Origin of the sequence: Saccharothrix sp. S26, assembly GCF_021390395.1 — a bacterium.
Taxonomy (GTDB): Bacteria; Actinomycetota; Actinomycetes; order Mycobacteriales; family Pseudonocardiaceae; genus Actinosynnema.
In genome coordinates this window covers 1-16529 of sequence record NZ_JAJUWT010000036.1, presented here as the reverse complement: position 1 = coordinate 16529, position 16529 = coordinate 1, and the positions used below count along the sequence as shown (strand labels likewise).

Annotated in this window: 17 protein-coding genes; 7 read left to right on the top strand and 10 right to left on the bottom strand. The window is 71.2% G+C overall.

The window, feature by feature from the left end; all coding sequences use genetic code 11:
* Positions 1-67: 67 nt before the first annotated feature.
* The 4 genes from LZG04_RS39595 to LZG04_RS39585 form a co-directional block, all read right to left on the bottom strand.
* Positions 68-1849, bottom strand: a complete 1782-nt coding sequence (locus LZG04_RS39595) for a hypothetical protein (protein ID WP_233827095.1) — start codon at positions 1847-1849, stop codon at positions 68-70.
* 330 nt (positions 1850-2179) lie between these two features.
* Entirely contained in the window at positions 2180-2410 is a 231-nt protein-coding gene (locus LZG04_RS43230; RefSeq protein ID WP_374202985.1) for a tetratricopeptide repeat protein, read from the bottom strand.
* Positions 2411-2725: 315 nt separating this feature from the next.
* A complete protein-coding gene (locus LZG04_RS39590) occupies positions 2726-2902 on the bottom strand; it encodes a DUF397 domain-containing protein (protein ID WP_233827094.1) in 177 nt (58 codons plus the stop codon).
* Complete coding sequence (locus LZG04_RS39585; RefSeq protein ID WP_233827093.1) at positions 2899-3822, bottom strand: helix-turn-helix transcriptional regulator; 924 nt, start codon at positions 3820-3822, stop codon at positions 2899-2901. The genes LZG04_RS39590 and LZG04_RS39585 overlap by 4 nt, the downstream gene beginning before the upstream one ends.
* 539 nt (positions 3823-4361) lie before the next feature.
* Between LZG04_RS39585 and LZG04_RS39580 the strand changes: the two genes are divergently transcribed.
* The 4 genes from LZG04_RS39580 (at position 4362) to LZG04_RS39565 (ending at position 7447) form a co-directional block, all read left to right on the top strand.
* Positions 4362-5342 (top strand): ATP-binding cassette domain-containing protein, encoded by a 981-nt coding sequence (locus LZG04_RS39580; protein WP_233827092.1) that lies wholly within the window; start codon positions 4362-4364, stop codon positions 5340-5342.
* Complete coding sequence (locus LZG04_RS39575; protein ID WP_233827091.1) at positions 5339-6142, top strand: ABC transporter permease; 804 nt, start codon at positions 5339-5341, stop codon at positions 6140-6142. The genes LZG04_RS39580 and LZG04_RS39575 overlap by 4 nt, the downstream gene beginning before the upstream one ends.
* Before the next feature lie 97 nt (positions 6143-6239).
* Positions 6240-6791 (top strand): hypothetical protein, encoded by a 552-nt coding sequence (locus LZG04_RS39570; RefSeq protein ID WP_233827090.1) that lies wholly within the window; start codon positions 6240-6242, stop codon positions 6789-6791.
* Positions 6788-7447 (top strand): hypothetical protein, encoded by a 660-nt coding sequence (locus LZG04_RS39565; protein ID WP_233827089.1) that lies wholly within the window; start codon positions 6788-6790, stop codon positions 7445-7447. Before LZG04_RS39570 ends, LZG04_RS39565 begins: the two co-directional genes overlap by 4 nt.
* Before the next feature lie 78 nt (positions 7448-7525).
* On the opposite strand, the gene LZG04_RS39560 is transcribed toward LZG04_RS39565, so the two are convergent.
* The 5 genes from LZG04_RS39560 to LZG04_RS39540 all read right to left on the bottom strand — a co-directional run bounded on the left by LZG04_RS39560 (position 7526) and on the right by LZG04_RS39540 (position 13732).
* Positions 7526-7852 carry a hypothetical protein gene (locus tag LZG04_RS39560; RefSeq protein ID WP_233827088.1) on the bottom strand — a complete coding sequence of 109 codons (327 nt, stop codon included), beginning with the start codon at positions 7850-7852 and terminating at the stop codon, positions 7526-7528.
* A 222-nt stretch (positions 7853-8074) separates the two neighbouring features.
* Positions 8075-8848, bottom strand: a complete 774-nt coding sequence (locus LZG04_RS39555; protein ID WP_233827087.1) for a GntR family transcriptional regulator — start codon at positions 8846-8848, stop codon at positions 8075-8077.
* A gap of 58 nt (positions 8849-8906) precedes the next feature.
* Positions 8907-9740 (bottom strand): glutamate ABC transporter substrate-binding protein, encoded by an 834-nt coding sequence (locus tag LZG04_RS39550; RefSeq protein WP_233827086.1) that lies wholly within the window; start codon positions 9738-9740, stop codon positions 8907-8909.
* A gap of 134 nt (positions 9741-9874) precedes the next feature.
* Positions 9875-12550: a bifunctional GNAT family N-acetyltransferase/acetate--CoA ligase family protein gene (locus tag LZG04_RS39545; protein WP_233827085.1), complete on the bottom strand. Its 2676-nt coding sequence runs from the start codon at positions 12548-12550 to the stop codon at positions 9875-9877.
* A gap of 6 nt (positions 12551-12556) precedes the next feature.
* On the bottom strand, positions 12557-13732 hold the full coding sequence (locus LZG04_RS39540) for an acetoin utilization protein AcuC (protein ID WP_233827084.1): 1176 nt from the start codon (positions 13730-13732) through the stop codon (positions 12557-12559).
* A 162-nt stretch (positions 13733-13894) separates the two neighbouring features.
* Here LZG04_RS39540 and LZG04_RS39535 point away from each other — a divergent pair, with 162 nt between their 5' ends.
* The gene (locus LZG04_RS39535) at positions 13895-14512 is read left to right on the top strand and encodes a DUF3558 domain-containing protein (protein ID WP_233827083.1); all 618 of its coding nucleotides are present in this window, start codon (positions 13895-13897) and stop codon (positions 14510-14512) included.
* A 54-nt stretch (positions 14513-14566) separates the two neighbouring features.
* Here LZG04_RS39535 and LZG04_RS39530 read toward each other — a convergent pair whose 3' ends face one another.
* The gene (locus tag LZG04_RS39530) at positions 14567-15415 is read right to left on the bottom strand and encodes a sulfurtransferase (protein ID WP_233827082.1); all 849 of its coding nucleotides are present in this window, start codon (positions 15413-15415) and stop codon (positions 14567-14569) included.
* 61 nt (positions 15416-15476) lie between these two features.
* Between LZG04_RS39530 and LZG04_RS39525 the strand changes: the two genes are divergently transcribed.
* Both LZG04_RS39525 and LZG04_RS39520 read left to right on the top strand, forming a co-directional pair.
* On the top strand, positions 15477-16169 hold the full coding sequence (locus LZG04_RS39525; protein ID WP_233827081.1) for a metal-dependent transcriptional regulator: 693 nt from the start codon (positions 15477-15479) through the stop codon (positions 16167-16169).
* Positions 16166-16529: galactokinase family protein (locus LZG04_RS39520; RefSeq protein ID WP_308199673.1), on the top strand; the 364-nt coding region annotated here is incomplete at its 3' end. The genes LZG04_RS39525 and LZG04_RS39520, both read left to right, overlap by 4 nt.

Here is a 16529-nt window from a genome sequence, read left to right as displayed (position 1 = left end):
TCACCGCGAGGCCCTTGCCGCGTGGGGCAGGACGATGGGGCACGCGGGCGCGATGGTGTCCCGCCGCTCAAGCCAAGCGCCGTTCGGCGGCCGTGGCCCGGTTTCGGATCGCGTTGCTGACGCCCGGGTCCTCGGCGAGCGCCCGGAGCTTGGTGGCGGCCGTGTCGCGGTCGAGCGCACCCAGGGCGATCGCGGCGGCCAGGCGTGCTTCGTCGGTTTCGGCCATGCTGTCGGCGATCGTGCCGAGCACGGCGATCCGGTCCGCGGTGCGCAGCTCCTTGATCAGGCGTTCCCGCAGCGAGTACGCCACGGAAGGTGTCGCGGCGAGGGTTCGGAGGTAGCGCCGGTCGTCGGCGGTGCCTGTGGAGGAGGCTTTCCGCGCTGCCGCGATCCTCATGGCGTCCTCCTCGCCGGGATCCCTCGCGAACTCCCGGAGGAGTTCGAGCGCCCGGGAGCGCCCGGTCCGGTCGGCGAAGCGCAGGCGGTCCTCGACCCGCAGGTCGCGGCGGCGCGCGAGGTCTTCGCAGAGCTTGCGGCCCTCGGCCTGGTCGATTCGCGAGATCGCGGCAACGGCGGACTCGCGCTGCTCCGCGGTGGAGTCGGGTTCGGTGGCCAACTGCCGGTAGAGGCCGGACTTGACCTGCGAGGACAGCGGGCCGGCGGCTTCGGTGACCGCGCTCATCCGGTTGCGGAACGGGATGGCGCGGTTGGTGACGACCTCGCGGAGGTGGATGAACGCGGAGTCGGGGTTGAGGGTCGCCTCGAAGGCGATGGCGCGCACCTTGGCCTGGCTGTACGCGGGGAAGCTCTCCACGATGTTCGCGACGATCTTCGGGGTGGCGACGGACCGGTCGATGTCGAGGCCCTCGAACCGGATGTCGGCAGGAAAAGCCTCGTTCGAGGCGAGGTCGACCACGATCTGCCGGTCGCGACCGTAGTGCTCGTGGAGGAACTTGGTGCTCTGGAGGGCGGTGCGGGGTCGACCGGTCTGGCGGCGGAGCTGGTCCAGGGAGGTCTTCAGGCGCTTCGGGTCCTCGCGGTGCAGCACCTTCATCACGTCGTCGCGGACGTGGTCGGAGGAGGCGTTCAGCAGGAGGTCGAAGAGCAGGTCGACGCCCCGGTGCCGGTCGCGGGCGAGGACGCGGCGGCACGCGGCCAGTCGGACGGCGTCGTCCTGCGCCTCGTCGGCGGCGGTCTCGGCGAACCGGTCGAGCGCCTTGCCCGGGGCGAGGGGTTCGAGGAACCCGGCCGCCTGGTTGCGGATCGCACCCGCGGTCGACCGGCGGGCGACCTGGTCGAACACCGCGACGGTGGCGGAGGGGTCGCGGGCGGTGAGCGTTTCGGCGATGGCGGCACGGGTGGCGTCGGGCAGGCGGGGGTCGCAGGCCAGTTCCACGGCGACCCAGCACGAGTCGTCCGGGAAGTTCGCGTCGATGAAGGCCCAGGCGCGGTAGCGCTCGTGCTCCGGGCGGGTGGTCGCCAGCGCCTGCCGTTGCAGGACGGTCACGGCCAGGTCGGGGGTGAGGTGGGTGAACCACTCGGCGTAGCGCTGCCAGGCCTGGCCGTCGGCGTGACCCTCCAGCAGCTTGCGCACGGCGGTGCTCGCGGACGTGACGACGTCCGGGGGGACGGGGATCCGGCGCTGCACCAAGGCCGCGATGAAGCCGATGTTGTGGCGGCGGATCACCGGCCACGTCAGGCGGCGCAGTGGAGCGCGCAGGTCGATGCCCGCGGTGGTCCAGCGTTCGGCTGAGGCGATCGTGTCGTCGAGATCCGGCCACGGCCACGTGCGGCGGGGGCGCAGCGCGTGGCGGATCGTGCGGGTGGTGGGGGTGTGGGGATCGGTCACGCTCGTACTCCTCCCAGAGCAGGTCACAGGCAACCACAAGGGAGGGGAAGGTGGACCGTAAAAGTGCGATCAAGCGGAGTGGCGAGATGTGGGGAGAAAGAAGCCCGTGGTGCAGCTGGGGATACCCAGCCGGACCGTGCTGACGACGTGCGTACTTCGATTTCGGACTGCTCGTTGAAGGCCGAGCTGCGCGGTGACTGGCTGGTGCGGATGGTGCCGCACGACATCCCTACACGCACGCACGCACGCGAGATCATGGACGAGATCGCCGCACTGGGGCAGCCGGGCTGCTCCACCCCTGACCCGCGCGGGACGAGGCTGGTCACCCTCCTAAGGCGGACAGCCTCTCCCGCGCCTGCACCGTGTCCGGTGGTCGGCACCCGGAACCCGCGTCCGCGCCTCCACCACAGCCCGGTACTCGGCCACGGCCTCGTCCCGCCGCCCGAGGTCGGCCGGCAGCTTGGCCAAGCGGGACCGCGCCGCCAGAACCCTGCGGTGTTCCACCTCGGCCGCGCTCACGTCCCCTCGACGGTGGTAGAGGTGCGCCAGTTGGTGCCGCACCGCCGTCGTGGCCGGGTGGTCGGAACCCAGGATCCGCTCGCGGGTGTCGAGCACCCACAACGTCGCTGTCTCGGCTTCCTCGAAACGAAGAGGACGGTCCACTGTGGACGAGCCGGCGCGCGGAAGGCGGGCTGCGGCAGTGTGTTCGACACCACGCGGGAAATCACTCTGGGGAGTGATCCATCAGTGGGCGACAATCACCCTGATACGAGTGAACCTCACATTGCGGGAAACGGGGTAGAGCGTCACCGCCGCCGCCCGGCGGTGCCACGGTGATCGCGACACCGGGGACGGACGGCGGGTCGGCGGTAACGGTCAGGCTTGTCGGAGCGCGGTGAGGAACGCCCGGAATGGACGCTCCCCAAAGGTCAATCTGGATCCCGGTCGTTTGCTGTCCCGGATGCTGGTCGTGCTCCGTCCCACGGCCAGCTCGACGCAGTTGTTGCCCGCGCCGGAGTAGGTGCTCTTGCGCCACGCCTTGTCGTTGTTCATGTGTCCTTCAGTGCGGTTGCCAGTTTTCTGATCAACGAGGCCGACTCCTTGGGCGACAGGGCGACCTCGTTCACCATTTCCTCGAAGTGCAACAGGTACTTCTGCACGTCGGCGCGATTGTCCACCCACTTGCCACCACCCGCGTACTCCAGGTACACGGCCGAAGGATCACTGTCCTCGAAGCGGAGAGCGGTCGCACCACCGCCCGACATGGTTCCGTGAGCACCGGCGCCGAACGGAACCACTTGGATGGTGATGTTGTCCTGCTTCCCCTTCTCGAGCAAATGCGACAACTGCTCGCGCATGACGGCCGGGCCGCCGACGATTCGGTGCAGGGCGGCCTCGTCGATCACCGCGTGCAGCAGCAACCCGGGCAGCCGGCGCTGCCGGTTCGCCAGGGCCGCCGTCACCTGTTCCACCGAGACCGACGGGTCCATGAACCGCTGCCCCGCGAGCCGGATCGCGGCCGCGTAGGCGGGCGTCTGGAGCAGGCCCGGTATGACGATCATCTCGATGGTGCGCACCTCGGTCGCGTCGGCCTCCTGCCGGGCGTACGTCCGCGCCTCCGGGGTGAACGCGGCGGCGTAGACCAGGCGGGTCCCGTCCTGCTTCGCGTCCTCCCACAACGCTTCCGCCTCCCGCCGTTCGGCGTCGGTCGCCCCGTACAGCGCCAGCAGGGCGCTCAGCTCGGTCCAACTCGGACTGATGTAACCGTTCTCCATCCGCGACAGCGTCGACTGCGTCTTCCTCGTCAGCGCGTGGTAGTCGATCTCGGTCTTGCCCGCTCGCTTGCGCAGGACGTTGAGGAACTGCCCCAGCTTGCGCTTGCGTCGGGTTTGGACGGCTGCCATGCGGATCTCTCCTCGCTGGAAAAGAACTGCGAACACCCTAGTGCGGTTCCGCAGCCCGCTCGCTTTCACTCGATCGAGCGCTAAAAAGGTGCATATTCACCCTTTCACTCGTCGACTGCCGTCGGTCGCCCCCCGGCGGCGGCGGGCACCAGCGGGACGTGCCCGACGAACTGGACGAGTGGTCAGCGCTTGCTGAAGTCCGGTCACCTGTACATCTCGCAGGTCCGACCGCGGCACGTCAAGGGGTTCCGCGATGGTGGCCGGACGAATCCCGACCTCACCGCGACCGGGGACCGGCTGTGCGGAAGCCGGGATCCGACCGCGGCGGACAACCCGACCGGGTGATTTCGGACGTTTCACCGACCGGCGGGCGACATGGGGGCGGCACCCGGTGTGGCCGAACTCGCGCGCACGCGGGCACACAAAGTGTTTGCGGCGTCAACAGAACCGCGCGGTCCGCCGGACGACGGTTCGTGTACGCGGCCGTGCTGCGGGACGACGAACCGACCAGCCGAATGACGCGCCCAGGGGCACTGTTCGCGCCCCGGCCGTGCGCGAGTCGCGAAATCCGACTGAAATTGTCGGACCCCGGGTCCATCATGGCGCGCATGGCAGACGCAATCGTGGCCGAAGGACTGGTCAAGCGCTACGGGAAGGTGGTCGCCCTCGACGGCCTGGACCTCGTGGTGCCGGAGGGGACCGTCATGGGCCTGCTCGGCCCGAACGGCGCGGGCAAGACCACGACCGTGCGCGTGCTCACCACGCTGCTGGAGCACGACGAGGGCAAGGCGACCGTCACCGGCCTGGACGTCATCGCCGACGCCAAGGAGCTGCGTCGCCGGATCGGCCTGTCCGGGCAGTACGCGGCGGTGGACGAGAACCTGACCGGGTTCGAGAACCTCGACATGGTCGGCAGGCTCTACCACCTCGGCCGCAAGCGCAGCCGGGAACGCGCGCGCGAGCTGCTGGAGCGGTTCGACCTCGTGGAGGCCGCCGACCGGCCGGTGAAGGGCTACTCGGGCGGGATGCGCCGCCGGCTCGACCTGGCGGGCGCGCTGGTGGCCACACCGAGGGTGCTGTTCCTCGACGAACCGACCACGGGCCTGGACCCGCGCAGCCGGCTCGGCATGTGGGACGTGATCTCCGAGCTGGTGGCGGGCGGCACGACCCTGCTGCTCACCACCCAGTACCTGGAGGAGGCCGACCGGCTCGCGGACAAGATCGCGGTCATCGACCACGGCCGCGTGATCGCGCTGGGCACCGCGAACGAGCTGAAGGACCAGGTCGGCGGTCAGCGGCTGGAGCTGACCGTCGGCTCGGCCCAGGACGCGCAGACCGCGAGGGCGGCGCTCGCGCCGCTGGCCATCGCCGAGATCGCGCTGGACGAGCGCGGCCACCGGCTGACCGTGCCGGTGTCGGGCGGGGCCGACGTGCTGGTGGACGGCGTGCGCCGGCTGGACGCCGAGTCGGTCAAGGTGCTCGACATCGGCCTGCGCAGGCCGACGTTGGACGACGTGTTCCTCACGTTGACCGGGCACGCGACCGGCACCAACGGCACCGAGGACGAGCAGGGGGAACAGGGAGAATGAGCGCGTTCACGCAGGCGTTGGGCGACGGCGCGGTGGTCGCCAAGCGCAACCTCATCAAGATCAAGCGGGTTCCGGACCTGCTCGTGTTCTCGACGTTGTCGCCGATCATGTTCGTGCTGTTGTTCGCGTACGTGTTCGGCGGCTCGATCGCCATCCCGGGCATGGACTACCGCGAGTTCCTGATGGCCGGCATCTTCGCGCAGACCGTGGTGTTCGGGGCGACGATCACCGGCAGCGGGCTGGCCGAGGACATCCAGAAGGGTGTGATCGACCGGTTCCGGTCGCTGCCGATGGCGCGGTCGGCGGTGCTGATCGGGCGCACCACGAGCGACCTGGCGAACAACGTGATCGTCATCCTGGTGATGTCGGTGACGGGCCTGATCGTCGGCTGGCGGATCCACTCCTCGCCGCTGGAGGCGCTGTCCGGGTTCGCCCTGCTGTTGCTGTTCGCCTACGCGGTGTCGTGGGGCATGGCGATCGTCGGGCTGATGGTGCGCAGCCCCGAGGTGTTCAACAACGCCTCGTTCATCGCGATCTTCCCGCTGACGTTCATCGCGAACACGTTCGTGCAGGAGAGCAACCTGCCCGGACCGCTGAAGACGTTCGCGGAGTGGAACCCGGTGTCGGCGGTGACGGCCGCGGCGCGCGAGCTGTTCGGCAACACCAACGAAATGGTCCCCCCGGCGGACGTTTGGCCGTTGCAGCACCCCGTGCTGATGACGTTGATCTGGGTGGCGGTCTTCCTGCTGATCTTCGTGCCGTTGGCGATCCGGCAGTACCGCAAGGCGGTGGCGCGCTAGCCCAGGCGCAGTAAGACCGGTTTGTCAAGAGCCGAACAGGTTTCGGATCGGTCGGACGACGGGTAGCCGGTGGACAACAGAGCCCGAGGAGGCGCAGATGTCCACCGGTACCACCATCGGCGTGATCGTCGTCGTGCTGGTCGTACTGGCCGCGATCGCGGTGTTGCTGAAGTTCCTCATGCAGCGCAAGAGGTTGCGCTCGAAGTTCGGTCCCGAGTACGACCGCGCGTTGGAGCGCAACGGCAGCCGCATGGCGGCCGAACGCGAGCTGGCGGAACGGGAGCGGGAGCACGCCAAGCTCGAGCTCCGCCCGCTCGACCCCACGACGCGCGACAACTACGCCCGCACGTGGACCCAGGTCCAGGAGCAGTTCGTCGACGAGCCGACCCAGGCCGTCGGCCAGGCGGACCACCTGGTCACCGACCTGATGGCCGCACGGGGTTACCCCACCGACGACTACGAGCGCCGCGAGAAGCTGCTGTCCGTCGAGCACGCCCGCACGCTCGACCACTACCGCCAGGCGCACTCGATCATCGAGCGCCAGGACCGCGGCGAGGCGTCGACCGAGGACCTGCGCACCGCGATGGTCCACTACCGCACCGTGTTCGAGGACCTGCTGGGCGACCACCGGGAAGGGGCGCGTTCATGACCGAGCACCGTCAGCACCTCACCACCGAGGACTTCGCCGAGCGCACGCCGGCCGACCGGACGCTGACCGACCGTGACCCGGCCGACCGTGACCCGGCCGACCGCGACCTGGCCGACCGCGAGCCGGTCGAGCAGACCCCGGCCGACCGCGACGTGGCGGAACCGGACCTGACCGACCAGGAGCGCTTCGACCGCGAGCCGACGCAGGCCGACGAGCGCACCGCGCACGAGCAGCCCGACGGCTATCCACAGGACGCGGGGTACCACGACTCCGGGTACCACGACTCCGGTTTCGGGGCGCCCGCGCGGGACGAGCACACCGCACAGGCCGAGCCGGCCGTGAACGACGAGCCGGTGGAGCCGTCCTCGGTCGACACGACGGCGGGCGACGCCCCGCTGTTCACCACCGAGGACGCGGCCGACTACCAGGCGGAGTGGCGCGCGTTGCAGGCCGACTTCGTCGACGACCCGCGCGAGGCCGTGCAGCGGGCCGACGAGCTGGTCGCCCAGGTGATGCAGACGCTGGCCACCACGTTCAACGAGCACAAGCACGCGCTCGAGGAGCAGTGGCAGCGAGGCGACGAGGTGCAGACCGAGGAGCTGCGGCAGGCCCTCAAGCGCTACCGCACCTTCTTCGACCGACTGCTGTCCGTCTGACCTCCGACGAGTGGGGACTCCCCGTTGTGCGTCTGGCGACCCAGGTGCACAACGGGTGAACCACGTCCGCGCCGGAGGTCATCCGGGCAGCTCCCGGATCTCCATCTCCAGCACGTCGATCTCGTCGCTGATCGCCTCGTCCAACATCCGGTCGAGCAGCTCGGAGCAGTCCGACGAGCCGACCCCGAACTGCGGCACCTGCTCCCACCACACCGCCGGGTTGTTCCAGAACGAGCCGGAACCCTGGTCGACGCCTTCGAGGCAGCGCAGCCGCGAATCGTCGTCCGGCAGTCGGCGGACGTAGTCGATGAACCGGGCCAGCGCGTCCGGGTCGGCCACCGGCACCGCCCCGTACCCGCGCAGGCAGTCCTCGAGCTCCGTCAGGAACTCCTCTTTGAACGTCACGGCGCCACCCCCGCTTCCCCCGCGGCAGCGCGGGTGAGGAGGACTCACGTCCCAGGCGACAACGGTACCTCCGCCGGGGCGCGCAGAACTTGCTGCCAATGGGCGGTTCCAGGGCAAGATTCGCTAACGGTTCACGCCCGGACGCCCCGAAATCCCGCCGAATGTCCTCAGTGGACCGTGAAATTCCGGCTCACGGGTGCGGCGGTTACCGTCGCGTGACCTTCACTCCGCGCGCAGCCTCGCCCGGAAGCTGAACCGGTCGCCCCGGTAGAGCGAGCGGACGCGTTCGATCGGCTCGCCAACGTTGTCATGGGACACGCGGTGCAGCAGCAGCATCGGCAGCGCCGGGTTCGTGCCGATCAACAACGCCTCGCGCGGCGTCGCCAGCACCGTCTCCACCCGTTCGTCGGCCTCGGCGAACACCACGCCCAACCGGTCGGTCAGGCACGCGTACAGCGACGTGGTCGGGTCGAACACCTCCAGCAGCGTGGGGAACCGGGCCGCGGACAGGTACGTGGACTCCAGCCCGACCCGCTCGCCGTCGGCCAGCAGCACTCGTTCCAGGTGGACGACCGGGTCGCCCCGCCCGACCCGCAGATCCCGTGCCAGCACGTCGTCCGCGGGCAGGTGCTCGACGGTGATCACGCCGCGTGCCGGTACGACCCCTTGGCGTCGCATGCCCTCGGTGTAGCTGAGCAGCGACAGGGGCTGCTCCAGCTTCGGCGGCGCGACGTAGGTGCCGCTGCCCTGGCGGCGCTGGAGCTTGCCCTCCAGCACCAGCTCGCCGACGGCCTGCCGCAGCGTCACCCGCGACACCGAGAACCGCTCGGCCAGCTCCCGCTCCGACGGCAGCACCGCGCCCTCGCCGAGCGCGTCGACGAGCCACAGCAGTTCGGTCTTGACCGCGTAGTAGCGGGGGATGCGGCCGTGTTCGGGGATGCCGGCGCGGACCGGCCCGTCCGCGCGGTACTGGGGCACGTAATGCGAGGCATGCACGCGACGAGCCTACGGGCCGGTCCGGGCCGGTCAGACCGCTGACGGAGTGGGTCGCAGATCACCCCGCGAGCTTCGGCGGATCCGGGATGGCGTAACCGGACGCCCCCACGTTGGCCTCCAGCGACTTGCGCCACTCGCCGGTGTCGATCATCTTCCGGACGGCCGCGGTCACCTTCGCCTTGCTGGTCGCATCACCCTTGCGCAGGCCGATGCCGTACTCCTCCTTGCTGAACGGCCTGTTGACCACGCGCAGCAGCTCGGGGTTCTGCGCGGCGTAGCCGGCGAGGATCACGTCGTCGGTCGTCATGGCGTCCACCTGCTCGGCCAGCAGCGCGGTGACGCAGTCGCTGAAGTTGGGGTATTCCACGAGCTGCACCGACTGAGCGAACTGGTCCTTCACGTGCTGCGCCGAGGTGGTGTTGGCCACCGAGCACAGCTTGAGGTTGCCGGAGTTGAGCGATTCGGGGCCGGTGATCCGCTCGTCGGTCAACCGGACCAGCAGGTCCTGCCCGGCCACGAAGTACGGGCCGACGAAGTCGATGACCTCCTTGCGCTTGTCGGTGATCGAGTAGCTGGACACGACCAGGTCCACCGCGCCGCTGGTGAGCAGCTTCTCGCGTTCCGACGGCGTCGCCTCGGTGAACGTGATGCCGGGCTCCTCGACGCCCAGCTCCTTCGCGACGTAACGGGCCACGTCGACGTCGAAGCCGCGGTAGGTGCCGTCCAGGCGGCGCACACCCAGCCCCGGTTGGTCGTACGCCACGGCGATGGTCAGCTCGTTGGAGCTGCCCGCCTTGCCGGCGACGGTCGTGTCGTCACCGGTGGAGCACGACGCGAGGACGAGCGCGGCGCAACACGCCGCACCAAGGGCGCGCAACGGTGCCAGAGCCATTCTTCCCCTTTTCGGGAGGTTCCTCGGGTTGCCGGAAACCTAAGCGGCCCAAAGGACTTAATCCAGAGCCGCGGGGAAGATGGGGACACCTGATCGGTCAAGGGTGACGGTCCGGTCTCGGGACGTCGACCGCGCTAACGGCCGCCGCCGGGCGAGCGCAGCCGCCTGGGACCGGTGTCATGCCGTGACGGCGGCGGCCCCAGCGTGACCCGGGCGCTGCTGACGTACGCGCCGGCGGCGCTGGCCAGCACGGGCTCCAACGCCAGCTCCCGCACCTCGGGCAGGTCCTCGGCGAGCGCGGCCAGCCGCAGCACCAGGTCCTGCAACGCGGCCAGGTCCGCGGCCTCGTCGCCGCGGTAGCCCGCCAGCAACGGCGCGGCCTTCGGCGCGCGCACCAGCGCCGCCGCGTCCGCGTCGGTCAGCGGGACCGCCCGGTAGGCCCGGTCCCCCAGCAGGTCGCTGACCAGACCCGAGAGCCCGAACGACACCAGCGTGCCGAACGACGGGTCGTCCTGGAGGCCGAGCACGCAGGAGATCCCCTTGGGCGCCATGCGTTGCACGTACACGTCCGGCCGTTCGGACATCCCGGCCAGCATCGAGTACGCCGTGCGCACGGCCTCCTCGCCGGCCAGGTCCAGCCGCACGCCCACCAGGTCGGTGCGGTGCCGCAACCGGTCATCGGTGGACTTCATCGCCACCGGGTAGCCCAACTCCCCCGCCGCGCGCACCGCCTCGTCCGCCGACGTCACCACCCGGAACGGCACGACGTGCACTCCATAGCACGCGAGCAGCCGCACGGTGGTGTCGTCGTCCAGCAGCCGTTCGCCGTCCAGCTCCTGCGCCCGCACGATCGCCTGCGCGGCGTCGGGGTCGATGCCCTCCGGTCGGACGAACGTGCCCTGGGGCGCGGATCGCCACCGCGCGTAACGGGTCACCCGCGCCAACGCCAGCACAGCGCGCTCAGGGCTGGGATAAGAAGGAACGGACCCCCGTCCGGGCGCGCCGCCGGGACCGGGCACCGCCAGCTCGGCCGGCACGCCCTCCACGGCCAGGAACGTCGACGCGATCGGCTTGGTCCGCCCGCCCTGCTCCACGACCTCGCGCAACGCGCGGGCGAACGACGTGCCGGGCACCGCCAGCGGCGGCACGAACACGACCACCAGCGCGTCCGCGCCGGGGTTCTCCAACGCCTCCTTCACCGCCGCCGCGAACGCCTCGGGCCCGGCCTGCGCGCCCACGTCCACCGGCTCCCCGGCCAGCTCCAGGCCCTGGGCCAGCGCGGTGTCCGCGGCCAGCAGCCCGATCGCGGTCGAGTTGCCCACCACGGCGACGCGCGGACCGGCGGGCAGCGGCTGGTGCGCGAGCAGCAGCGCGGTGTCGAACAGCTGCGCCAGCGACTCCACCCGGATCACGCCCGCCTGCTCGAACAACGCCTGCACGCTCGACTCGTCCACCGGCACCGACGTCGCCGCCAACGCGGGCGTCACCGCGTGCCGGCCCGACTTCACCGCCACGATCGGCTTGCTGCGGCCGAGCCTGCGGGCCAGCCGGGCGAACTTGCGCGGGTTGCCGAACGACTCCAGGTACAGCAGCACCACGTCGGTGGCCGGGTCGGTCTCCCAGTACTGGAGCAGGTCGTTGCCGGAGACGTCCGAGCGGTTGCCCGCGGAGACGAAGGTGGACAGGCCGAGGCCGCGTTCGGCGGCGGTGGCCAGGATCGCGGTGCCCAGCGCGCCGGACTGGCAGAAGAACCCGGTGCGGCCGCGGGCGGGCAGCCGCGGCGCGAGGGTGGCGTTGAGGCGCACGCCCGCGTCCGTGTTCAGCACGCCCAGCGCGTTCGGGCCGACGACCCGCATCCCGTGCGCGCGGGCCTCGGCGGCCAGCCTGCGTTCCGCGCTCAGCCCGCCCGGACCGGTCTCGCCGAACCCGGACGTGACCACGACCAGCGCTTTCACGCCCTTGGCCAGGCAGGCGTCCATCACCTCGTCCACCCCGGCGGCGGGCACCGCGACCACGGCGAGGTCCACGTCGTCCGGGATCTCCAGCACCGACGGGTACGCGCGCACGCCGCGCACGGACCGGTGCTCGGCGTTGACCGGGTACACCGGCCCGGCGAAGTCGGCCGCCAGCAGGTGCGTCAGCACCGCGTGCCCGATCTTGGTCTGGTCGGTGGACGCGCCGATCACCGCGACCGACCTCGGGTGCAGCAGGTTGTGCACGCTGCGCGCCTCGGCGGCCTGCTCGCGGGCGCGGGCGACCTCCACCGACTCCTCGGTCGGGTCGATGTCGAACTCCAGGTGCACCACGCCCTCCTCGAACGCGCGGCTCACGCCGTAGCCCGCGTCCCGGAAGATCCGCACCATCTGGCCGTTCTCGGCCAGCACCTCGGCGGTGAACCGGCTCAGCCCGCGTTCCCGGGCGGCGGCGGCGAGGTGCTCCAGCAGGATCGAGCCGAGGCCGCGGCCCTGGTGGGCGTCCTCGACCACGAACGCGACCTCGGCCGAGCCGCTCTCCCCCAGGCGGTCGTAGCGGCCGACGGCCACGATGTCGTCGCCGAGCAGCGCGGTGAACGCGACCCGGTCGACGTGGTCGACGGTGCTGAAGCGTTCGAGGTCGCGCTTGGGCATGCGCGGGTAGGGGCCGAAGTAGCGGTAGTAGCGGGTCCGTTCGGAGAGCCTGCCGTGGAAGGCGAGCAGCTTGTCCGCGTCGTCGGGCGTGATCGGGCGCAGGTGGACCGTGCCGCCGTCGCTGAGCACGACGTCGGCCTCCCAGTGCCGCGGGTAGTCGAACGGGTCCACCGCCTCGTCCACCGTCCTTCAGTCCCTCGGGTCGTCGGGGTCCAGGCCGTGCAGCGGGAACACCGCGCGGCGGGTCTGGTTGATCGCCAGGTCGGCCGGGGTGTCGAGCTGGCCGCCCCACGGCTCGAACGCGGTGTCGGAGTCGTCGGTCATCGACGACGGCAGCGGCCAGTTCGGCGCGAGGGTGGAGGCGTGCGTGACCCAGTCGGCGGGCAGCGTCGAGTTCGGGTCCACGTCCCGGTCCAGCACGGTGGCCAGCAGGTGCGTCCAGCTGCGCGGCACCACGCGCAGCAGCTCGTACCCGCCGCCGCCCAGCGCGAGCCAGCGGCCGTGCGCGGTCTGCTCGGCCAGTTCGCGCAGGCGGCGGTAGATCGCCCGGTGGCCGTCCACGGTGAGGGCGAGGTCGGCCAGCGGGTCCTCGCGGTGGGTGTCCACGCCGCACTGGGTGACCAGCAACTGAGGCCGGAACGCCCGCAGCAGGGACGGCACGGTGGCCTCGAACGCGCGCAGCCACTGCTGGTCGCCGGTGCCGGGCGGCAGGGCCAGGTTGACGCTCGTGCCCTCCGCGCCCCGGCCGCCCACCTCGGCGGGCCGGCCGGTGCCGGGCCACAGGCTCAGCGGGTTCTGGTGGACCGAGATCGTGAGCACGCGCGGGTCGTCGTAGAACGCGGCCTGCACGCCGTCGCCGTGGTGGACGTCGGTGTCGACGTAGGCGATCCGGTCGAAACCGTGGTCGAGCAGCCACGAGATCGCCACGGCGCAGTCGTTGTAGACGCAGAACCCGGCCGCGTGGTCGCGCATGGCGTGGTGCAGGCCGCCCGCGATGTTCACCGCCCGGTCCGCCTCGCCCGAGGCGATCCGCCGCGCCGCCGCCAGCGAACCGCCCACGACCAGCGCGGACGCTTCGTGCATGCGGGCGAACACCGGGTTGTCGGCGGTGCCGAGGCCGTGACCGACGTCCCAGCCCGCCATGGGCGCGGCCCGCACGGCGTTGAGGTAGGACGGCTCGTGGACGCGTTCGATCTCCTCGTCCGTCGCCGGCTCGGAGGCGATGAGCTCCACGCCGTCCAGCACGCCCAGCGCGTTCGCCAGCCGGACGGTCAAGTCCAGCCGGACCGGGTTGAGCGGGTGGTCCCCGCCCAGGTCGTAGCCGAGGAAGGACTCGTCCCAGACGACGGCGGCTGCCTTACCCATGTCGGCAACCTAACCCACCCGGGTGCCGGTGGTGTGATCACAGGTTGGTCGACCCCGGCGTGCGCGGGTCCGGGGTGGACTTAGAGTCTGCCGTGACGGGGCGGGTCGGGTTGCGGCCATCGAGGATGGAACCCCGCACGTCGGAACGGGGTCAGAGAAGACATGCAGCTGCGACGAGTCCCCGCCCTGACCACTGCGCTGGCCTTGGCCCTCACGCTCGGCCTGTCGGCCTGCGCCACGAAGGTCGTGGGCAGCCCGATCGCCGCGGCGGGCGGGCCGACCGGCGAGCAGACCGCCTCCGGCAAGCCGTCGTCGACCAAGACCTCCTCCCCCAAGGCGTCGACCAAGGAAAGCGCGCCGAAGACGACCGAGGGCGACAAGCCGGCGGGCAACGTCAAGATCACCACGAAGAAGAAGACCGAGGGCTACGAGGACTGCGACATCCTCACGCCCGAGGAGGTGGCGGCGGCCGTCGGCGCGTCGAAGGGCGGCGAGAAGGGCTGCGTGCAGAGCACCGAGAACCCGTTCTCGGTGGTGCTGTTCATGGTCACGTTCGCCGAGTACGAGGGTGAGGCCAGGACCATCGAGGTCGGCGGCAACACCGCGTACGAGGTGAAGGAGAAGGGCGGCGACTGCACGGTGCTGGTCATGCTGACCGACGACCCGGACGAGATCACGCCCGCGTTCCAGGCCACCGTGACGCCGATCGACGACATCAACCCGTGCGAGATCGCGCTGAAGCTCGCCACCAAGGCGTTCGAGAAGATCCCCAACGCCTGATCGACGGTCGGAACGGCCGGTCGCCGGCGCCTCCCGACCGGCCGTTCCGCGTGGTCAGCCCGCTTCCGGGCCGGTCGCGGCGGGACGTGAGGGGTCCGACGACCACTGGGACCAGGAGCCCGCGTAGAGCGGGGCGGGCCGCTCCGGGCTGGTGATGCCGGCCACTTCCAGGGCCAGGACCACCGAGGACGCCGTGACGCCGGACCCGCAGTAGGCCGCCACCGGGCGGTCCGGGGAGACGCCGATGGCCTCGAAGCGCTCGGCCAGCGCCGCGGCGGGCAGCCAGCGGCCGTCGGAGGTGTGGCCCGAGGTCGGCGCGTTCAGCGCGCCCGGGATGTGGCCCGCACGCGGGTCCACCGGCTCCGTCTCGCCCCGGTAGCGCTCCGGCGCGCGGGCGTCGAGCAGGACGCCGGACGTGGTGAACGCGGCGGCTCCGTCGGCGTCCAGCACCGGCATGGAACCGGGCCTCACCTCGACGTCGCCGGGCGCGGGCGTCGGCGTGCCCGCGTCGACCGGGCGACCTTCCGCGGTCCACGCCGCGTAGCCGCCGTCCAGGACCGCCACCTCCGGGTGACCGGCCCACCTCAGCAGCCACCACGCGCGGGCCGCGACCGAGCCGTCACCCCCGTCGTACGCCACGACCGGGTGATCCCGGCGGACGCCCGCGGCGCGCAGCACGGCCTGCAACGCCGCCGGGTCGGGCAGCGGGTGGCGGCCGCCGGCACCGGGCGGCGAGGAGAGCTCGGTGTCCAGGTCGACGTAGACGGCACCGGGAACGTGCCCGACCTCGTAGTCTTGACGTCCCGGCGGTCCGCCCAGTCGCCAGCGGACGTCGAGCACGACCGGTGGTTCGGCCCCGTTCAGCGCGGCGGCCAGGGCTTCGGTGCTGATCAGTGGATGCACGGCACCATCCTGCACCCGTGACCGGCCGACTAGCATTGGCGCCATACGAAGGGGAGCGGGTGTGAACGAGCTCATCGACACTACCGAGATGTACCTCCGCACGATCTACGAGCTCGAAGAAGAGGGCGTAGTGCCTCTGCGCGCGCGGATCGCCGAGCGGCTGGCGCAGAGCGGGCCGACGGTCAGCCAGACCGTCGGGCGGATGGAACGCGACGGTCTCGTCATCGTGGCGGACGACCGGCACCTGGAGCTGACCGAGCAGGGACGCAACCTGGCCATCGCGGTCATGCGCAAGCACCGGCTGGCCGAGCGCCTCCTGGTCGACATCATCGGCCTGGAGTGGGAGCACGTGCACAGCGAGGCGTGCCGCTGGGAGCACGTCATGAGCGAGGCCGTCGAGCGCAAGCTGGTCAAGCTCCTCGGCAACCCCACCACCTCGCCCTACGGCAACCCCATCCCCGGCCTGGACAAGCTGGGCGACGGCGAGCCCGCCCCGGCGGCCGAGGCGGACCTGGTGCGCGTGGACGAGGTGGCCCGGCGCGGCGGCGGTCGCGTCGAGGTGCGCCGGATCGCCGAGCACGTGCAGCTCGACCCGGACCTGATGGCCGAGCTGAAGGCGGCCGGCGTGGTCCCGGGCGGCACGGTCGAGGTCGACTCGATGGGCGGCGCGAAGGTCGTCCAGGTGCGCGGCAACGGCACGGTCGCCGAGCTGGACCCGGCGGTGGCGCACGCCGTCCTGGTGCAGGCCCGGTGACCCCGGCGCGGCGCGCGATCGCCGCGTTCACCCGGCTGCACGGGGCCGCGCCGAAGGGCGTGTGGTCGGCTCCCGGCCGGGTGAACCTGATCGGGGAGCACACGGACTACAACGACGGTTTCGTGCTGCCGTTCGCGTTGCCGTACCGGACCGCGGTGGCCGCGTCACCGCGTGACGACGGTCGGTTGCTGGTCGCCACGGTGGGTGACGACGGTGCCGTGCAACAAGCTTCGCCGGTGGTGGTGGCGGAGTTGGAGCCGGGTGTGGTGGCTGGTTGGGCGGCGTACCCGTCGGGTGTGGCGTGGGTGTTGCGGGGTGAGGGTGTGGTGGGTGGTGCGGATCTGGTGATCGCGGGTGATG